Origin of the sequence: Microbacterium sulfonylureivorans, from assembly GCF_003999995.1 — a bacterium.
Classification (GTDB): Bacteria; Actinomycetota; Actinomycetes; order Actinomycetales; family Microbacteriaceae; genus Microbacterium; species Microbacterium sulfonylureivorans.
Genome location: NZ_RJAD01000001.1, coordinates 1 through 17,074 on the forward strand (window position 1 = coordinate 1; position 17,074 = coordinate 17,074).

The window sequence follows — 17,074 nt, forward strand, 5'->3', positions numbered from 1 at the left end:
CCCTGTGGGGCAACAACAAGAACATTACCCGGCACCCGCCCGCTCGTCGAATCCGCGCCGCCGCCCGGGCGTGTCGCACCCACGCGCACCCCCAAGCCGACGCCGAGAACACCTGATCGACCGAGAATTCGAGGGCGAGGTCACGCAGATGACCCGCGTCGGCCTTCAGCCGTCGCCGCGTGGACGGGTCACGCGTCGTGCGCGCACCACCTGGACGACGACGCAGAGCACGAGGGTCGCCGCACCCCACACCGCGCAGGCCGGCGGCAGCACGCGGTACGCCAGGTGAGCGACGGTGAACTCCGCGTCGAGCGGACCGAGCGCCACCAGGCCTCCGACCCAGGCGGTCGCGAGCACCACCGGCAGAGAGATCCACCACGCCCAGCGCACGGCGCGCGGCAGGACGCGGTCGACGGAGGCCGCGGCATCCCTCCCCGCCAGCCAGACGATCGCCCACACGCCGATGATCACCAGCCCCAGTGCGCTCGATCCGTGCTGCAGCCACTTGACCCCCAGCAGGGGCCCCCACTCCTCGCCGAGCGCCGGGATCGCGGCGACCCCCCACCTGCCCTCGTGCGTGAAGAGGTCCCAGACGATGTGACTCGCCACTCCGAGGGTCAGCGAGACGAGGAGGAGGAGCATTCCACCCCATGACACCCGCCGAGGCGCTCCTCGCCGGGGGCGCGCGGAGATCGCCAGCGTCTCGCGTGCTGCGGCGAGCGCATCCCGGTCCCACTCCCCCGGCAGCCGGCCGGCCAGCCAGGTCGGCGACAGCTCGCGCGTCGCCGGGCGCAGCACCGAGCGCCACACCAGCAGGAGCAGGAGGGCGAGCACGACCGTCACCGGGATCCAGGCGAAGTCGTGCGTCCGCCCGTAGTGCAGCGGAAGGCCCCGCACGAACAGCGGCAGATCGGGGGCCATCGCACCGACCGCGATCGCCGCCGGCACGAGCGGCGTCCGGATGAACGGCAGCGCGACGACCGCGTGGCTCGGCGTGAACGGCATGCTCGCCCTCCGTCGGGATCGGCGACCGGCGGCTGCGGTCCGGATCGATCAGGCGGTCACGAACACGCCGGCGAGCGTCTTCTTGCCTCGCCGGAGCACGGACACGCCGCCCGGCAGGGACCCCGAGACGATCGCCGACTCGTCGTCGACCTTGAGGCCGTCGAGGGAGACGCCGCCCTGGGCCACCGCGCGGCGGCCCTCGGACAGGCTCGCGACGAGCCCGGTCTCGACGAGCGCCTGCAGCACGCCGGTGCCGGCCGGCACGGTTGCGTGCGGCAGCTCGTCGAGGGCGTGCCGCAGCGTCGTCGCGTCGAGCGCCGTCAGGTCGCCCTGGCCGAAGAGGGCCTCGGATGCCGCGATCACCGCGGCCGTGGCATCCGTTCCGTGCACGAACGCGGTGACCTCGCGGGCGAGCCGGCGCTGCGCCTCGCGGCGGAACGGCTCGGCGGCGACCAGCCGCTCGTACTCCTCGATCTCGTCTCGCGTGAGGAACGTGAACACCTTCAGGCGGGTCACGACATCGGCATCGTCGGTGTTGAGCCAGAACTGGTACATCCGGTACGGGCTGCACATCTCCGGGTCGAGCCAGATCGCGTTGCCCGCGCTCTTGCCGAACTTCGTGCCGTCGCTGTTGGTGATCAGCGGCGTGCCGATCGCGTGGACCGAGGCGCCCTCGACGCGGTGGATCAGGTCGGTGCCGCTGGTGAGGTTGCCCCACTGGTCGCTGCCGCCCGTCTGCAGCACGCAGCCGTAGCGCCGGTGCAGCTCGAGGTAGTCCAGGCCCTGCAGGATCTGGTAGCTGAACTCGGTGTACGAGATGCCGGCCTCGGAGTTCAGCCGCGCGGCGACGGCGTCCTTCTTGATCATCGTGCCGACGCGGAAGTGCTTGCCGATCCCGCGCAGGAAGTCGATCGCGCTCAGCGGAGCTGTCCAGTCGAGATTGTTGACGATCCTCGCGGCGTTGTCGCCCTCGAAGCTCAGGAAGCGCTCGACCTGCGCGCGGAGGTAGCCGACCCACTCCTCGACGGTCTCGACGGGGTTGAGCACGCGCTCGGAGTCGCGGCCGCCCGGATCACCGACGAGTCCGGTCGATCCGCCCACCAGGCCCAGCGGCTTGTGGCCGGCGAGCTGGAGCCGGCGCATGGTGAGCAGCTGCACGAGGTTGCCCAGATGCAGGCTCGGAGCGGTCGGGTCGAAGCCGCAGTAGTACGTGATCGGGTCGCCGGCGAGCAGCGCGCGCAGCGCCTCCTGATCGGTGGACACATGCACGAGTCCGCGCCACACGATCTCGTCCCAGACGTTCTCGAACGTCGGATCGTTGGCGGGCGCGGTCGCACTCACGGGGCTGTTCGACACGCGTGCCAGGTTATCAGCGGGATTCGGATGCCCCGGTCCACGCGGACCGGGCGGGCCGGGGCATCCGCTCCCTCATGCGGGCTCGTCGAGACGGCGGCGCTGGTCTGCCGTCAGCGGGAGGCGCACGGCGTCGAGCGCGGCGTCGAGCTGGTCGAGCTTGCTGCCGCCGAGCATCGGGCGGATGCCGCGGGCGACGTGCCAGGCGAGCACGGTCTGACCGCGCGTGGCCCCGAGCTCGGCGGCGACCTCGTCGAGCACGGCCAGCCGGCCGGCGTTCCCGGGGTGGTCGTAGATGTCGGGGATGGGCTTGGCCGGGTTGTCGTACGCGCCCGACAGCAGCGGGGTGTACGCCCACACCTCGAGTCCGTGGGCTTCGGCGTAGTCGCCCTGCTCGTCGCTCAGCACGCCGAACGCGTGGTTCGTCGGATTCGTGCCCGGGCGCGGGCGGAGGTAGGTGCTGTTGTGCTGGAGCGCGTCGATCGGGGTCGCGCCGAGGCGGCGGGCGTGAGCGCGCGCCCGCTCGACCCGCCAGGCCGGGTGATTGGATGCCCCGACCCGCGCGGTGAGCCCGGCCGCGGTGAGCTCGGCGAGCGCCTCGACGGTCTCCTCGATCGGCGTCGTGCGGTCCTCCATGTGCAGCCACAGGAGGTCGACGGACTCGAGGCCGAGCCGTTCGAGACTGCCGGCGAAGGCCTGACGCACGGCGCGGCCCGACAGGCCGGCGCGCTTGTGGGGGAACGACTCCGCCCACAGCGGCTCGGCGCCGAGCTTCGTGGCGATCCTCACCCGATCGCGCACGCCGGGCCGCTCCGCGAGCCAGCGGCCGAGCAGGCGCTCGCTGGCACCGCCCTGGCCGTCGTCGGACGCCCAGAAGCTGTAGCAGTCGGCGGTGTCGATCCAGACGCCGCCGCGCTCGACGAACCGGTCGAGCAGGGCGAACGAGGTGGTCTCGTCGACGGCGGTGCCGAACATCATCGCGCCGAGGACGAGCGGGGACGTGGGGGGTGTCGCAGTGGTCATGGATCCACTGTGCAACCTGGAGTTCGCTCCAGGTCAAGCTCTATCCTCGGATCATGGCGACGTACACTCCGGCTGAGGCCGCAGAACTGTCCGGCTTCTCCCTCGACACCCTCCGCTACTACGAGCGGGAGGGCATCCTCCCCCCGGTCGCGCGCACCGCCGGGGGGCACCGGTCGTTCACCGAGGCCGATCTCGGCACCCTGGGCTTCCTCAAGTGCCTCCGCGAGACCGGGATGCCGATCGAGAAGCTGCGTCGTTACGGCGAGCTCTGTCGCGACGATGGCACGCTCCCCGACCGCGTCGCGCTGCTCGAGGAGCACGCGACCGCTGTCCGGGCCGAGCTCGAGGCGCTCCTCGCGCAGCAGGCGAAGCTCGACGACAAGCTCGCGTGGTACCGCGGAGAGCTCGCAGCGCGTCAGGCCGCGGCGATCTCGTCGTAGAGCCCGATGATGTTGCCCTCCGAGTCCTTGAGGTAGACGTAGCGCGCGGTCTCCCCCATGGGCTCGATCTCGCCGAGCTGCTCTCCGCCGTTCGCGACGGCGACCGCCACCGTGTCCTCGATCTTGTCGACGGTGAACACCATCGTCGGGTGGGGTGTCGGGCCGCGCATATGGAGGTCGCCGTTGACGCCCTCGCCCTGCGGCTGCCGGAGCATCCCCATCTCATCGCCCCAGGGCTCGTACTCGTACCCCAGGACGTTGCTGTAGAACGACTGCGCCCGGCCGATGTCGTCGACCGGGATCTCGAAGTGCTCCATCTTTGCCATGGACCCACGCTTCCATGCACGCGTGGGCAGGGGAAGACCGACCTAGATCGAGCCTCAAAGCTAAATCTTGGCATCTTCAGCTCTGACGCTTATATCATTCAAGCTTCTGAACTAAACTGCAAGAGCTTGATTCTCTAGACCAAAGGACCTGGCATGTTCGTGGTGACCGCCGACCAGCGAGACAGCCGCATCAACGACGACCTCGTCCCCGCAGGGCTCGACGCCGTCTCGGCGCTCGCGGGGTCCCGGCTCGCACTCGCGCCCGAGCGCACGGCCGGTGACGAGATCCAGGTCGCGCTCCCCGACGCGGGCGCAACGCTCGAGATCGTGCTGCACCTGACCCGCCTGCGAACATGGAGCGTGGGCATCGGCGTCGGATCCGTCGAAGAGCCGCTGCCTGCGAACGTCCGCGCCGCGCGAGGAGCCGCATTCCTCCACGCGCGCGACGCGGTCGAGCGCGCCAAGCGGGCACCGACTCGAGTCGCGATGGCGGGCGGCCAGGAGGGATCGGATGCCGAGGCGCTCCTGCGGCTGCTCATCGAGCTGCGCGACCGGCGCACGCCCGAGGGCTGGGAGATCCACGACCTGCTCGCCGAGGGGCTCAGCCAGCGGGCAGCCGCCGCACGGCTGGGGATCACCGAGGGTGCCGTCAGCCTCCGGGCACGCAACGCCGGGCTCCGCGCCGAAGAGGCCGCCCTCCCCGCATTGGAACGCGTGCTGGCAAGGGCCGACGACGTCCTCAGCCCGCCGCCCCGCGCACGAGGATGAAGGCCCGCCGGCACCGCGCGAAGCTCCGCATCTCGGCGGTCTGAGCGGAGGTCGCCACCGGCTCGAGCTCGGAGAACACGCCCGAGAGCGCCTGCAGGATCTCGAGACTCCCCCGCGGACGCGCATGCCGGCGTCGCCCGGATCGCCAGAGAGGTTCCGCGCGCCCACGGCGCGTCGGGGGCGCATGTCAGACTGATCGCCATGGTCATCCCCCCCGATGTGCTGCTGGCCGCCGCCTTCTCCCTGTTCCTGTTCCTCACCCTGGGTGCGGCCCTCGTCCTGGTCGTCGTGAGCAGCCGCCGCCCGCGCGAGATCCCCCTGCTGATCGCCGCCGGCCTCGTGCTGGTGGCGCTCCTCGTGGTGGTGGTTCTCCCCGTCGGCGTCCCCGCGGTAGTGGCCGTCGTCATCGCGCTGCTCGGCACCGCGCTGGCCGCGATGGGGGGCAGCCCCGTCACCAGGCGGGTGCTGGAAGTCGCGACGCACGGCCGCGTGCCCGAGGGCGACAACGGGGGAATCATGCTGCGGCCGGCCGCCGTCCCGGGGCTCGTGGCCGACGACGCCCCCGCGCGCGAGGTCCTGCGCGGGGGAACCACGATCGGCTATCTCGAGCGACTCGGCGTCGTGATCGCGATCATCGTCGGGTTCCCCGAGGCGATCGCCGTCGTGGTGGCGGTGAAGGGCATCGGCCGGTTCTCCGAGCTCGCTGCCGCCGAGGCCCGCGAGCGGTTCATCATCGGCACCCTGGCGAGTCTGCTCTGGGCATGCGTCGTGGGCGGCGTCGTGAGGCTCGCGATCTGGTGACCGAGGGCGGCCGACCGCCGCGGCGGGCAGACGCCCGGGTCAGAGCCCGAGCGAGTGCGCAGCGGACTGGACCCGCTGGACGAGTTCAGCACGCTGCTCGGCGACGCGGACCGGCGCGGTGCCCCCGGCGCCCGTACGGCTCGCGACCGATCCCGCGACGGTCAGGACTTCGCGCACGTCGGGGGTGAGCGACGGCGACACCTCGGCGAGCTGCGCGTCGGTGACCTCGTGCAGCTCGATCCCGTTCTCCTCGCACACGCGCACGAGGTGCCCGGAGATCTCGTGGGCATCGCGGAAGGGCACGCCGCGCTTGACGAGCCACTCGGCGACGTCGGTCGCGAGGGAGAAGCCCTGCGGGGCCAGTTCGGCCATCCGATCGGTGTGGAAGGTGAGCGTCGCGACCATTCCGGCGAACGCGGGCAGCACCGTCTCGAGCGTGCGCACCGAGTCGAAGACCGGCTCCTTGTCTTCCTGGAGGTCGCGGTTGTACGCGAGCGGCAGCGCCTTGAGCGTGGCCAGCAGGCCCGTGAGGTTGCCGATCAGACGACCCGCCTTGCCGCGCGCGAGCTCGGCGATGTCGGGGTTCTTCTTCTGCGGCATGATGCTAGAGCCGGTCGAGTAGCCGTCGTCGAGCGTCACGAAGCGGAACTCGCGCGTGTTCCACAGGATGATCTCCTCCGCCAGCCGCGAGACGTCGATCCCGATCATCGCCGTGATGAATGCGAACTCCGCCACCACATCGCGCGCCGATGTGCCGTCCAGGGAGTTCTCCGCGGGGCGCGCGAGCCCGAGTTCGCGTGCCACCAGCAGCGGGTCGAGCCCGAGGGTCGAGCCGGCCAGCGCGCCGCCGCCGTAGGGCGAGACCGACGAGCGCGACGCCCAGTCGCGCAGGCGCTCGAGGTCGCGCACCAGCGGCCACCCGTGTGCCTGGAGGTGGTGCGCGAGAAGGACGGGCTGCGCGTGCTGCAGGTGCGTCCGGCCGGGCATGACGGCATCCGGGTGCGCCTCCGCCTGCGCGACCAGCGCGTCGACGAGTCGGAGGATCTCGCGGGCGATCGTGCGCGAGTGGTCGAGGAGATACATCCGCACCAGGGTCGCGATCTGGTCGTTGCGGCTTCGGCCGGCGCGGAGCTTGCCGCCCAGTTCCGGCCCGACGACGCGGATCAGCGCCTGCTCGAGGGCACCGTGGACGTCCTCGTCCGAGTCCGCGGGTCGCAGCGTGCCGTCCGTCACGGACTGCGCGAGGACATCGAGGCCGTCATGCATCGCGTGCTCCTCGTCGGCGGTGAGGTATCCCGCCGCGCCGAGCGCCTTCGCATGGGCGTGCGAGCCGGCGATGTCGTACAGTGCGAGATCCCAGTCGAAGTGCGTCGAGCGGCTCAGCTCCGCGAGCTCGGGCGACGGCCCCGTCGCGAAGCGGGCGCCCCACAGCGCGCCCTCGTTGGTCCCGTCGCCTTTGCTGTCGCTCACCGCACCAGCCTACCGAGGGCCCGGGTGCCCGACCGGCCGTGCGACGCGAAGAGGCTCAGTCGACCGGTCCTGGCGAGGCCGGCCTCGCACGCCCGGCGGTCACGAGCTTCGACGACGTGTCGACCACCCACTCCAGCGGCCCCCGACCGACGAGGAGCGCCCACGCGGTGCACACCGCGATCGTCACGAGGGCGAGCGGCCAGAACGGCTCGAGGTCGCGGAAGGCGGCGAGGTCGCCCGGGGCGCCCAGCACCTCCGTCGCGATCAGCGCCCACACCACGATCTGCCCCACGTACGCGGTGAGCGGCATCGCGCCCACAGCGCGCAGCGGCAGGACTGGCCAGACGACGACGGTCCGGCACACCAGCAGGCATGCGGCGATCACGGCGAGCGCGAACCCGCCGGAGCCGATGACCTCGAGCAGACCCGTCGAGTGGGGACGCGCCGTCCACAGGGCGCCGACGTAGGACGCGCGCTCGTTCTCCTCCGCGACGCCGGTCGCGGCCTCCAGTCCGTACCCGACCAGCGCGAGCGCAGTGCCCGCTGCGAGCATCGACAGCTGCACGCGCAGCCTCAGGATGCCGGCGCGGGCGACACCCAGCCCGGCGACGACGAACACGATCCACGTCGTGAACGGGTAGTGGTAGCCGATCGCGAGCGAGAGGGCGTTGCCCGACGCGGTGCGCCACATCGGCAGATCGTCCAGCGCCACCTGGATCACGGGCAGGACCACGGCGAGTACGCCGGCGAGCGGGAGGAGGATGCGGGCGCCGAGCGGGACGAGCGGGACGGCGAGGAAGAACAGCAGCGCGTAGGCCGGAAGGATCACGTACACCGGCACGCCCGTGAGGATCAGGAGGACGCCGATCACCCACAGCAGGATGGCGCGCACGAGCAGGCGCAGCCGGGCTGTCGTGAGCGCATCGCCGACGGGCGGGGTCCGTCCGCCCGTCGCCAGCCCGATCGACACGCCGGCCAGGGTGGCGAACAGGATCGAGGAGCGTCCCTCGACCACCGCGACCCAGGTCGAGGCATCCCCCCAGTCGAAGGGTTCGTCGATCCACAGCAGGTGCGCGGCGAACATGCCGATCACGGCGAGCCCGCGCGCGAGGTCGACCCCCGCGATGCGCCGCGGCCCGTTGAGGCGCGTCCAGCGGGATCGGATCCAGCCCTCCGGTGCGGAGGCGGGCTGCCTCGTCCCGTCGCGTTCGCTCACCGCCCGGGCCACGTTCGCATGCACTCTCGACGGCCCGATGCGCCCGGTCAGCCCTGCCGGAGGAGCCAGACGAGGAGCGCCTTCTGGGCGTGGAGCCGGTTCTCGGCCTCGTCCCACACCACGCTCTGCGGACCGTCGATCACCTCGGCGTCCACCTCGTAGCCGCGGTCGGCGGGCAGGCAGTGGATGAAGATCGCGTCGTCCTTCGCGAGGGCCATGAGCTCCTGCGTCACCTTGTAGGCGCCGAGGTCGCGCAGGCGCGCGAGCTTCTCCTCCTCCTTGCCCATCGACACCCAGGTGTCGGTGACGACGACGTCGGCACCGGCCGCGGCCTCATTGGCGTCGGTGTAGAGCGTGACCGACCCGCCGGTCTCGGCGGCGCGGCGATCGGCGTCGGCGATCACGTCGTCCCGCGGAGCGTACGCCTCGGGCGATGCGACGCGCACGTGCATGCCCGCGGTGACGCCGGCGAGCACGTAGGAGTGCGCCATGTTCGACATGCCGTCGCCGAAGAAGGCCAGGGTCAGACCCTTCAGGTCGCCCTTGTGCTCCTTGATCGTGAGCAGGTCGGCCAGCAGCTGGCAGGGGTGGAAGTCGTCGCTGAGTGCATTGATCACCGGAACGCGTGTGCCCTCGGCCATCTGCTCGAGTCCGGCCTGCGCGTAGGTGCGCCAGACGATCGCGGCGACCTGACGCTCGAGCACGCGCGCGGTGTCGGCCGGCGTCTCCTTGCCTCCGAGCTGACTGTTCGCCGTCGAGATGATGAGCGGAGAGCCGCCGAGGTCGGCGATGCCGACCGCGAACGACACGCGCGTGCGCGTGGAGGACTTGTCGAAGATCACCGCGACGGTCTGCGGACCCTCGAGCGTCTTGAGCTTCCAGCGGTCCTTCTTCAGCGCGACCGCGAGGTCGAGGATCTCGTCCTGCTCGGCCTGGGTCAGGTCGTCGTCGCGCAGCAGGTGGCGGGTCATGCGGGGACCTCCGTCGGAGTCTCGAGAAGCAGGGCGTCCTCCACGGTGCGCAGCGACGCCGTGAACAGGTCGACGAACGCGTCGACCTCCACGTCGCCGATCGTGAGGGCGGGCACGAGCCGGATGGTGTCGTCGTTGGGTGCGTTGATCACGAGACCGTGCTCCTGAGCGGCGGCGACGACGGCCTTGGCCACCGGATGCGTCAGCCCGACGCCCAGCAGCAGGCCGCGCCCGCGCACGGCGCCGACGAGCTCGGAGTCGATGCCGAGGATCGCTGCGCGGAGCTGCTCGCCGCGCTCGGCCGCGTTCTCGACGAGCGACGCCCGCTCGATCTCGCCGAGCACGGCACCGGCGACGGCCGTGCCCAGCGCGTTCCCGCCGAAGGTCGAGCCGTGGGTGCCGGGGTAGAACAGCTCGCTCGCGGCACCGAAGGTGATCATCGCTCCGATCGGGAACCCGCCGCCGATGCCCTTGGCGACCGTGATCGCATCGGGCGTGATGCCGGCGTGCTGGAAGGCGAACCACTCGCCGGTGCGCCCGGCGCCGGTCTGGATCTCGTCGATGATCAGCAGCGCGCCATGGCGACGGGTGAGTTCGCGCGCCGCCTCGAGGTAGCCCTCGGGCAGGTCGATGACCCCCGCCTCGCCCTTGACCGGCTCGACGAAGAGCGCGGCGACCCGGTCGTCGATCGCGGCCTCGAGCGCCTCGGCGGTGGAGTCGAGGAATTCGACACCCGGCGTCATCGGCAGGAACGGCTCCTGCATCCAGGGCTTGCCGGTGAGCGCCAGCGTGCCCATCGTGCGGCCGTGGAACGCATCCTTCAGCGCGAGGATCCGCGGCCTGTCCGCGCCGCCGTGGAGGCGGGCGAGCTTGAACGCGGCCTCGTTGGCCTCGGCCCCCGAGTTTCCGAAGTACACGCGGCCCTGGTCACCCGCGCCCGCGAGGCGCTTCAGGCGCGCCGCGAGCGCGAGCTGCGGCGGGGTCGCGAAGTAGTTCGAGACGTGGGCGAGCGTCGCGGCCTGCGACGCGATCGCCTCGACGAACACGGGGTGGGCGTGACCGAGCGAGTCGACCGCGATCCCCGCGAGGAAGTCGAGGTGCCGCTTGCCGTCGGCATCCCACAGGTACGAGCCTTCGCCGCGGACGAACATCGCCATCCGCTCTCCGAAGCTCCGGACGAGATCGCGCCCCGCGTCATCCTGCCACGTCATCCGAGCACCACCTCTGTTCCGATTCCCTTGCTGGTGAAGATCTCCACGAGCACCGAGTGCGGCACCCGCCCGTCGATGATGGCGGCGGTCTCGACGCCGCCCTGGACGGCCTCCAGGCACGCCTGCATCTTCGGGATCATGCCCGACTCGAGCGAGGGCAGCATCGCCTTCAGCTCGGTCGAGGTCAGGTGGGACACGAGCGAGTCGCGGTTGGGCCAGTCGGCGTACAGGCCGGGCACGTCGGTCAGGACGACGAGCTTGGCGGCGCCCAGGGCGACGGCGAGCGCGGATGCCGCGGCATCCGCGTTCACGTTCAGCGAGTGTCCGGGGCGGTCGAGGTCGGGCGCGATGCTCGACACCACCGGGATGCGCCCCGCGGCGAGCTGGTCGAGCACGGGCTGCGGATCGACCTCGACGACATCGCCGACGCGGCCGAGGTCGTGCTCGACGCCTTCGATGACGACTCCGCGGCGGCGGCCGCCGAAGAGGCCGGCGTCCTCACCGCTCAGGCCCGCCGCGTGGGGGCCGTGTGCGTTGATCTTCGCGACGAGCTGGGGATTGATCTGGCCGGTGAGCACCATGCGCACGACCGAGATCGCCTCGGTCGAGGTGACGCGGTATCCGCCCTTGAACTCGCTCGGGATCGCGAGCCGGTCGAGCATCGATGAGATCTGCGGCCCTCCGCCGTGCACCACGACGGGCTTGACCCCGACGTAGCGGAGGTAGGCGATGTCGGCGGCGAAGGCATCCTGCAGCTCGTCGGACACCATTGCGTTGCCGCCGTACTTGATGACGACGATCTGGTCGCTGAAGCGCTGCAGCCACGGCAGCGACTCGATGAGGGTGGCCGCCTTGACGCTGGCTTCGCCGGGATCGGTGTCCTGGATCTGGGTCATGAGGAGTACGCGCTGTTCTCGTGGACGTAGTCGTGCGTGAGGTCGTTCGTGAGGATCGTCGCCGTCGCGCCGCCGACCTTGAGGTCGATCACGAGGTCGGTGGCGCGGGGGGTGAGGTCGACGTCCTCGCGCGGGGCGTCGGGGCCTCCGGCGGTGCACACGCGGATGCCGTTCATCCAGACGTCGACGTCGTACGGGTCGAACGCCGCGCCGGTCGTGCCGATCGCCGCGAGCACGCGCCCCCAGTTGGGGTCGTTTCCGAAGATCGCGGCCTTGAAGAGGTTGTTGCGGGCCACCGAGCGCCCGACCTCGACGGCGTCCGCCTCGGACTGCGCGTTTCGCACCTCGATGGTGATGTCGTGGCTCGCGCCCTCGGCGTCGCCCTGCAGCTGCTTCGCGAGATCCTGGCTCACCTCGGCGAGCGCGGCGGCGAACTCCTCGGGGTCGGGCGCGATGCCGCTCGCGCCGCTGACCATGAGGGTGACCTGGTCGTTGGTCGACATGCAGCCGTCCGAGTCGAGCCGGTCGAACGTGCGCGCGGTCGCGGCCCGGAGCGCCGCATCGGCCTGGGCTGCGTCGAGGACCGCGTCGGTGGTGATCACGACGAGCATCGTGGCGAGGCCGGGGGCCAGCATCCCGGCGCCCTTCGCCATGCCCCCGATCGACCAGCCGTCGCGCGAGGCGATGGAGCGCTTGGGCATCGAGTCGGTCGTCATGATCGCGAGGGATGCCGCCTCCCCGCCGTCGGCGGACAGGCCGGCGATGCCCTGCTCGGTGCCGGCGAGCACCTTCGCGCGGAACACCTCGTCGCCGGTGCCGATCAGGCCGGTCGAGCAGACGAGGACGTCGCCGGCGCCGATGCCGAGGAGCTCGGCCGCCTTCTCGGCGGTCTGGTGCGTGGTCTGGAAGCCGAACGACCCGGTGAAGCAGTTGGCGCCGCCGGAGTTGAGCACGATCGCCTCGACGACGCCGTCCTGGACGACCTGCTGCGACCAGATGATGGGGTTGGCCTTGGCACGGTTCGAGGTGAAGACCGCGGCACCGACCTTGAGCGGACCGCGGTTCACGACCACGGCGACATCGGGCTTGCCGGTCGATTTGAGTCCGACGGCGACGCCGGCCGCCTCGAATCCCTGGGGCGCGGTGACGCTCACGGCGCGACTCCGTTCACGGTGAGCGCCGTGCCCTCTGCGAGGCCGAGCGCGATGTTCATGGACTGCACGGCCGCGCCGGCGGTCCCCTTCACGAGGTTGTCGACCGCGGTCACGACGGTCACACGGTTCGCCGCCCGGTCGATCGCGAGTCCCATGAGCGCGGTGTTCGCGCCGAGCACGTCGGCCGTGCGGGGGAAGTCTCCTGCGGGGAGCAACTGCACGAACGTCTCGTCGCCGTACGCGGCCTCCCACGCCGCGCGGATCTCGGCATCCGTCGCGCCGTTCGCGATCGGCGCCGACGACGTCGCGAGGATCCCGCGTGCCATGGGCACGAGCACCGCCGTGAAGGAGATGCGGATGCCTTCGTCAGGCGTGGTCTGGGCAGGATCGGTCGCGTCGCGCCGCGCCGCGGCGAGCGCCTGCCGGATCTCGGGGATGTGCCGGTGCACGCCGCCGACGGAATAGGGATTGGCCGATCCGAGGATCTCGCTGCCGAGCAGATGCGGCTTGAGCGCCTTCCCGGCACCGGACGGGCCGGCGGCGAGCACGGTCACGATGTCGCCCGGATCGATGACCCCCGCCGCCACGCCCGGGGCGAGGCTCAGGCTCACCGTCGACGCGTTGCAGCCCGGCGCGGCGATGCGGGACGCTCCGACCAGCCGCTCGCGCTGCGTGGAGCCGGCGACGGGCAGCTCGGGCACGCCGTACACCCACGGATCGTGGAAGTCGCCGCCGTAGAACCGATCCCAGTCGGCGACCGACTCGAGCCGGTGGTCTGCGCCGGCGTCGATCACGAGCGCCGTGTCGCCGAGGGCGTCGGTGTACTGGCCGGACTGGCCGTGCGGCAGCGCGAGGAACACGATGTCGTGGCCGGCGAGGAGCTCGGGGGTCGTCTCGGACAGGGTGAGGTGTGCGAGCGACCGCAGGTGCGGCTGGTGCTGGATGAGCGGCTGTCCCGCGTTGGAGTGCGCGGTCACGGTGCGGATCTCGACGTCGGGATGCGCGGCGAGGATCCGCAGGATCTCGCCGCCCGCATAGCCGGATGCGCCGGAGACGGCGACCGAATATGTCATGGATTCCACCTTAGAGTCTGGGTGCAGGGGCCGGAGACGGCGACGCCCGCAGCTGCCCTCCTCAGAAGGTGCGCAGGGTCGCCTAGAGTCGGCGGTCGCCCAGACGGCGTCGGCGCGCGGGAACGACGCTCGGTACGAGCGTCGAGAGTCCCTGGGTCGCCGAAGGCATGCGCCGACGATAGCGGGCGGGCTGCGGCATCCGCAAATCGGCCCGTCATCTCGCGAGAGCGCGTCAGGAGGCGAGCAGGGCGAGCTCGTCGGGGCGGGACAGGCCCGATCGCCGTTCCCGCGTGAGACCCCGGTCGCGCTCGTCCTCGAGCGTGCGCCGCAGGGTCTCGCCCAGCGGGCGCAGCCGGCCGCCGAGGAGCCGGTACGCGGCGTTGGACCTCGTCCAGAACCCGGGCATGTCGGCCGGGAGCCACAGCGGCAGCGACCGCGGCCCAGCCCAGTACGCGACGTCGTGGGCTTCGAGCCAGTCGTCGGGCGCGGGAACGAGCGCTCCGGTGTGACCGGCGACCAGGCGGGCCTCCGCCAGCAGCGTCCCGAAGTCGACGGGGTCGCCCACCGCATTCGCCACGCCCGTCCAGCGCTCACGACCGACCGCCTGGACGAACCCGGCGAGATCGTCCACGTCGATCACCTGGGCACCGCGGTCCGCGATCTCCGGGACGAGGACGTCTCCCTGCGCGGCGAGGGCCAGCCGCCCGACCCAGTACCCGAACCGGTCCGTCGGGTCACCCGGCCCGACGATGAGTCCCGGTCGCACGACGGCCGCGCGGAACCCGAGCACCGAGCGGACGGATGCCTCGGCCCTCGCCTTCGCACGCCCGTAGTCGTCCTCCTCGTCCGGCCCCGCCGGGGCCAGGAGCTCCGCGGACTCGTCGGCGCCGGGGACGTCGTTCGCCGCGTACACCGACACGGTCGAGACGTACGTCCAGTGCTTCGCGCGCTCGCCCAGCGCTTCCACGGCGGCGGCGACGTGGACGGGGTTCGACGAGATGTCGACGACCTCGTCCCAGTCACGCCCCCCGACCTTCTCGTACGCACCGGCGTCGTCGCGGTCCGCGCTCACGAGCACCGTTCCATACGGAGCGGCGCGCCCGCCCCTGGCCAGACACGTCACGGATGCCCCGGCATCCGCCCACTTCTCCGCGATGCGCCCGCTCAGCCAGCCCGTTCCGCCCAGCACCAGTACGTCGGTCATGCACCCATGACATCAGACACCGCCGGAGCGCGGCATCCCTCTCCGCCGTCAGCGGAACAGCGTCGCGCACCCGCGCCGGCGGATCACGCCCTCGGGACGACCGCGTACCCGAGCGCCGACACCTCGTCTCCCGGCACCCACGAGCGCAGCTCGAGCTCACTCGCGCTCGGCAGCTCGCCGAACAGCCTCGTACCGCCCCCGAGGAGCACCGGCACGAGATGCAGGAGCAGCTCGTCGACGAGCCCGTCCCGGAGGAACTGACCGGCGACGTCCGGGCTGCCCATGATCACCACGTCGCGGTCCCCCGCGGCTGCGCGGGCGAGCTCGAGCGCGTCGGCCGGCGCACCCGAGACGAAGGTGAACACCGTGCCGTTCTTGGCCTCGGGCGGACGCTCCTCATGGGTCATGACGAACACAGGGCTGTCGAAGACGTCGTCGTCGCCCCAGGGCTCCTGTCCCGAATCCCACGTGCGTCGCCCGAAGACGATCGCGCCGGCGGAGCGGAAGCGGGCGGTCAGATCCACGGCGGCGTCATCGTCCGCGCGGGCGTCGGCGGACAGCCAGCGATGCAGCCGCGTGAGATCGCCGTGCGGACCGGTGGCGTAGCCGTCGACGGACACGGAGACGAAGATCACTGTCGATCCCATGGAAAACCACCCTTCGGAGATCGGGCCGGCCCATCCGGCCCACTGTGAACGCTAGATCGAAAGCGGTCCAGTGCTATGGTCCAGATCGATGGCGGAAACATGGACCACTTTCGACCTCTCGCTCGCGCTCGAACTGCCTCCGGGCGGCCGACCCGCCGCGCGGCTCCAAGGCGCCCTCCGCGACGCCGTGCGGACGGGTGTGCTGCCGCCCGGCGACGCCCTCCCCTCGACGAGGGCGCTCGCCGCGCAGCTCGGCCTTGCCCGCGGCACTGTCGTCGCCGTCTACGAGCAGCTCACCGCCGAGGGGTACCTCATCACGCAGCCGGGCGGCCGGACAAGGGTGTCGATGACTGCCGGCGGCACGGAGGCGCGCTCCGATCAGCACCGCCCTGAGCCGCGCCCGCGTTACGATCTGCGTCCGGGAATCCCGGATCTCCGGCGGTTCCCGGCTGCGGACTGGGCGTGGGCCCACGCGGAGGCCGCGCGCCGGGTCGGCCGCCCCGACCTCGACTACGGCGACGGCCGCGGCCACCCGCTCGTCCGCGAGGTGCTGGCCGGCCACCTTCGGCGCGTGCGAGCCGCCGCGACCTCGGCCGATCGCATCGTGATGGGCAACGGGTTCGCGCAGTGCGTGGCCCTCACGATCGGAGTGCTCGCCGCGCGAGGCGTCCGGAGAATCGCCGTCGAGGACCCTGGCGACCGCTCCGTCGACGGACCCGCGCGCAACGCCGACGTGGAGCTCGTCCCCGTACCTGTCGACGAGAGCGGCATGCGCACCGACCTTCTCGCCGTGTCCGGCGCTCACGCGGCGATCGTGACACCTGCCCACCAGTCCCCCTCGGGGGTGGTGCTCTCGGCGACCCGTCGACGCGAGCTGGTCGAGTGGGCGGCGCGGACGGGCGGCTGGATCGTCGAGGACGACTACGACTCCGAATTCCGCTACGACCGCCAGCCGATCGGAGCCGTCCAAGGGCTGGCACCCGACTGTGTCATCCTCATCGGATCGGCCAGCAAGACACACGCGCCGGCGGTGCGGCTCGCCTGGATGGCCGCACCCGCGAACCTCGTCGAGGAGCTCGCCGCGGCGAGGCGCGCGACGGACCGGGGCGGCGCGGTGCTCGACGAGCTCGCGCTCGCGGCTCTCGTGCAGTCAGGACGACACGATCGCCATGTGCGGACGATGCGCGCCGTGTACTCCGCACGGCGCGGCACTGCCGTCGCCGCCCTGGCGCGCGCAGGCGGCCCGTTGACGCTGACGGGGCTGTCCGCAGGCTTCCACGGCGTCCTGGCGCTTCCTCCGGGGAGCGATGAGGCGGCGGTCGTCGCGGCGGCGGCGGACCGCTCGCTGCTCGTCGAGGGGATGGGGTCGACGGTCCGCCGTCGCGACGATCTGCCCCCGGCGCTCGTGCTGGGCTTCGGGAACATCGACGACGACTCGCTCGTCGAGGCGATCGACCTCCTCTCGCAGATCATCGCCGAGCACGCCGGCGAGGCTGTCACCGCCCCCTGACAGGAT

The 17,074-nt window shown here is 71.7% G+C and carries 17 protein-coding genes; 4 read left to right on the forward strand and 13 right to left on the reverse strand.

From position 1 onward, the window contains the following. Positions 1 to 165: 165 nt before the first annotated feature. From EER34_RS00005 to EER34_RS00015, 3 genes are all read right to left on the reverse strand, one after another. The gene (locus EER34_RS00005) at positions 166 to 1,005 is read right to left on the reverse strand and encodes a DUF4184 family protein (RefSeq protein ID WP_127472551.1); all 840 of its coding nucleotides are present in this window, start codon (positions 1,003 to 1,005) and stop codon (positions 166 to 168) included. 48 nt (positions 1,006 to 1,053) lie between these two features. Next, the gene (tyrS, locus tag EER34_RS00010) at positions 1,054 to 2,361 is read right to left on the reverse strand and encodes a tyrosine--tRNA ligase (RefSeq protein ID WP_240642048.1); all 1,308 of its coding nucleotides are present in this window, start codon (positions 2,359 to 2,361) and stop codon (positions 1,054 to 1,056) included. A gap of 72 nt (positions 2,362 to 2,433) precedes the next feature. Further along, complete coding sequence (locus tag EER34_RS00015; protein WP_127472553.1) at positions 2,434 to 3,381, reverse strand: aldo/keto reductase; 948 nt, start codon at positions 3,379 to 3,381, stop codon at positions 2,434 to 2,436. A gap of 53 nt (positions 3,382 to 3,434) precedes the next feature. Between EER34_RS00015 and EER34_RS00020 the strand changes: the two genes are divergently transcribed. After that, positions 3,435 to 3,821, forward strand: coding sequence for a MerR family transcriptional regulator (locus tag EER34_RS00020; RefSeq protein WP_127472554.1), 387 nt, complete (start codon positions 3,435 to 3,437; stop codon positions 3,819 to 3,821). Here EER34_RS00020 and EER34_RS00025 read toward each other — a convergent pair. Beyond that, positions 3,797 to 4,147, reverse strand: coding sequence for a VOC family protein (locus EER34_RS00025; RefSeq protein WP_240642050.1), 351 nt, complete (start codon positions 4,145 to 4,147; stop codon positions 3,797 to 3,799). The two genes, EER34_RS00020 and EER34_RS00025, sit on opposite strands and share 25 nt — an antisense overlap. Positions 4,148 to 4,300: 153 nt before the next feature. Between EER34_RS00025 and EER34_RS00030 the strand changes: the two genes are divergently transcribed. Further along, entirely contained in the window at positions 4,301 to 4,915 is a 615-nt protein-coding gene (locus tag EER34_RS00030; protein ID WP_127472555.1) for a DNA-binding protein, read from the forward strand. Between the two features lie 201 nt (positions 4,916 to 5,116). Beyond that, positions 5,117 to 5,716 (forward strand): hypothetical protein, encoded by a 600-nt coding sequence (locus tag EER34_RS00035; RefSeq protein ID WP_127472556.1) that lies wholly within the window; start codon positions 5,117 to 5,119, stop codon positions 5,714 to 5,716. A 39-nt stretch (positions 5,717 to 5,755) separates the two neighbouring features. Here the strand turns inward: EER34_RS00035 and argH are convergent, their stop codons facing one another. The 9 genes from argH to EER34_RS00080 form a co-directional block, all read right to left on the reverse strand. Further along, the gene (argH, locus tag EER34_RS00040; protein ID WP_127472557.1) at positions 5,756 to 7,186 is read right to left on the reverse strand and encodes an argininosuccinate lyase; all 1,431 of its coding nucleotides are present in this window, start codon (positions 7,184 to 7,186) and stop codon (positions 5,756 to 5,758) included. A gap of 55 nt (positions 7,187 to 7,241) precedes the next feature. Continuing rightward, positions 7,242 to 8,402 carry a heparan-alpha-glucosaminide N-acetyltransferase domain-containing protein gene (locus tag EER34_RS00045; RefSeq protein WP_127472558.1) on the reverse strand — a complete coding sequence of 387 codons (1,161 nt, stop codon included), beginning with the start codon at positions 8,400 to 8,402 and terminating at the stop codon, positions 7,242 to 7,244. 47 nt (positions 8,403 to 8,449) lie between these two features. Next, positions 8,450 to 9,373 carry an ornithine carbamoyltransferase gene (argF, locus tag EER34_RS00050; RefSeq protein WP_127472559.1) on the reverse strand — a complete coding sequence of 308 codons (924 nt, stop codon included), beginning with the start codon at positions 9,371 to 9,373 and terminating at the stop codon, positions 8,450 to 8,452. Beyond that, complete coding sequence (locus EER34_RS00055; RefSeq protein WP_127472560.1) at positions 9,370 to 10,584, reverse strand: acetylornithine transaminase; 1,215 nt, start codon at positions 10,582 to 10,584, stop codon at positions 9,370 to 9,372. Before EER34_RS00055 ends, argF begins: the two co-directional genes overlap by 4 nt. Then, positions 10,581 to 11,480 (reverse strand): acetylglutamate kinase, encoded by a 900-nt coding sequence (argB, locus tag EER34_RS00060; protein WP_127472561.1) that lies wholly within the window; start codon positions 11,478 to 11,480, stop codon positions 10,581 to 10,583. The genes EER34_RS00055 and argB overlap by 4 nt, the downstream gene beginning before the upstream one ends. Beyond that, the gene (gene argJ, locus EER34_RS00065) at positions 11,477 to 12,634 is read right to left on the reverse strand and encodes a bifunctional glutamate N-acetyltransferase/amino-acid acetyltransferase ArgJ (protein ID WP_127472562.1); all 1,158 of its coding nucleotides are present in this window, start codon (positions 12,632 to 12,634) and stop codon (positions 11,477 to 11,479) included. The genes argB and argJ overlap by 4 nt, the downstream gene beginning before the upstream one ends. Continuing rightward, on the reverse strand, positions 12,631 to 13,707 hold the full coding sequence (argC, locus tag EER34_RS00070; RefSeq protein WP_127472563.1) for an N-acetyl-gamma-glutamyl-phosphate reductase: 1,077 nt from the start codon (positions 13,705 to 13,707) through the stop codon (positions 12,631 to 12,633). Before argC ends, argJ begins: the two co-directional genes overlap by 4 nt. Positions 13,708 to 13,939: 232 nt before the next feature. Continuing rightward, positions 13,940 to 14,911 (reverse strand): NAD-dependent epimerase/dehydratase family protein, encoded by a 972-nt coding sequence (locus EER34_RS00075; RefSeq protein WP_127472564.1) that lies wholly within the window; start codon positions 14,909 to 14,911, stop codon positions 13,940 to 13,942. 83 nt (positions 14,912 to 14,994) lie between these two features. Beyond that, positions 14,995 to 15,558: a dihydrofolate reductase family protein gene (locus EER34_RS00080; RefSeq protein WP_127472565.1), complete on the reverse strand. Its 564-nt coding sequence runs from the start codon at positions 15,556 to 15,558 to the stop codon at positions 14,995 to 14,997. An 88-nt stretch (positions 15,559 to 15,646) separates the two neighbouring features. Between EER34_RS00080 and pdxR the strand changes: the two genes are divergently transcribed. Beyond that, positions 15,647 to 17,068, forward strand: a complete 1,422-nt coding sequence (gene pdxR, locus EER34_RS00085; RefSeq protein WP_127472566.1) for a MocR-like pyridoxine biosynthesis transcription factor PdxR — start codon at positions 15,647 to 15,649, stop codon at positions 17,066 to 17,068. Positions 17,069 to 17,074 lie beyond the last annotated feature (6 nt).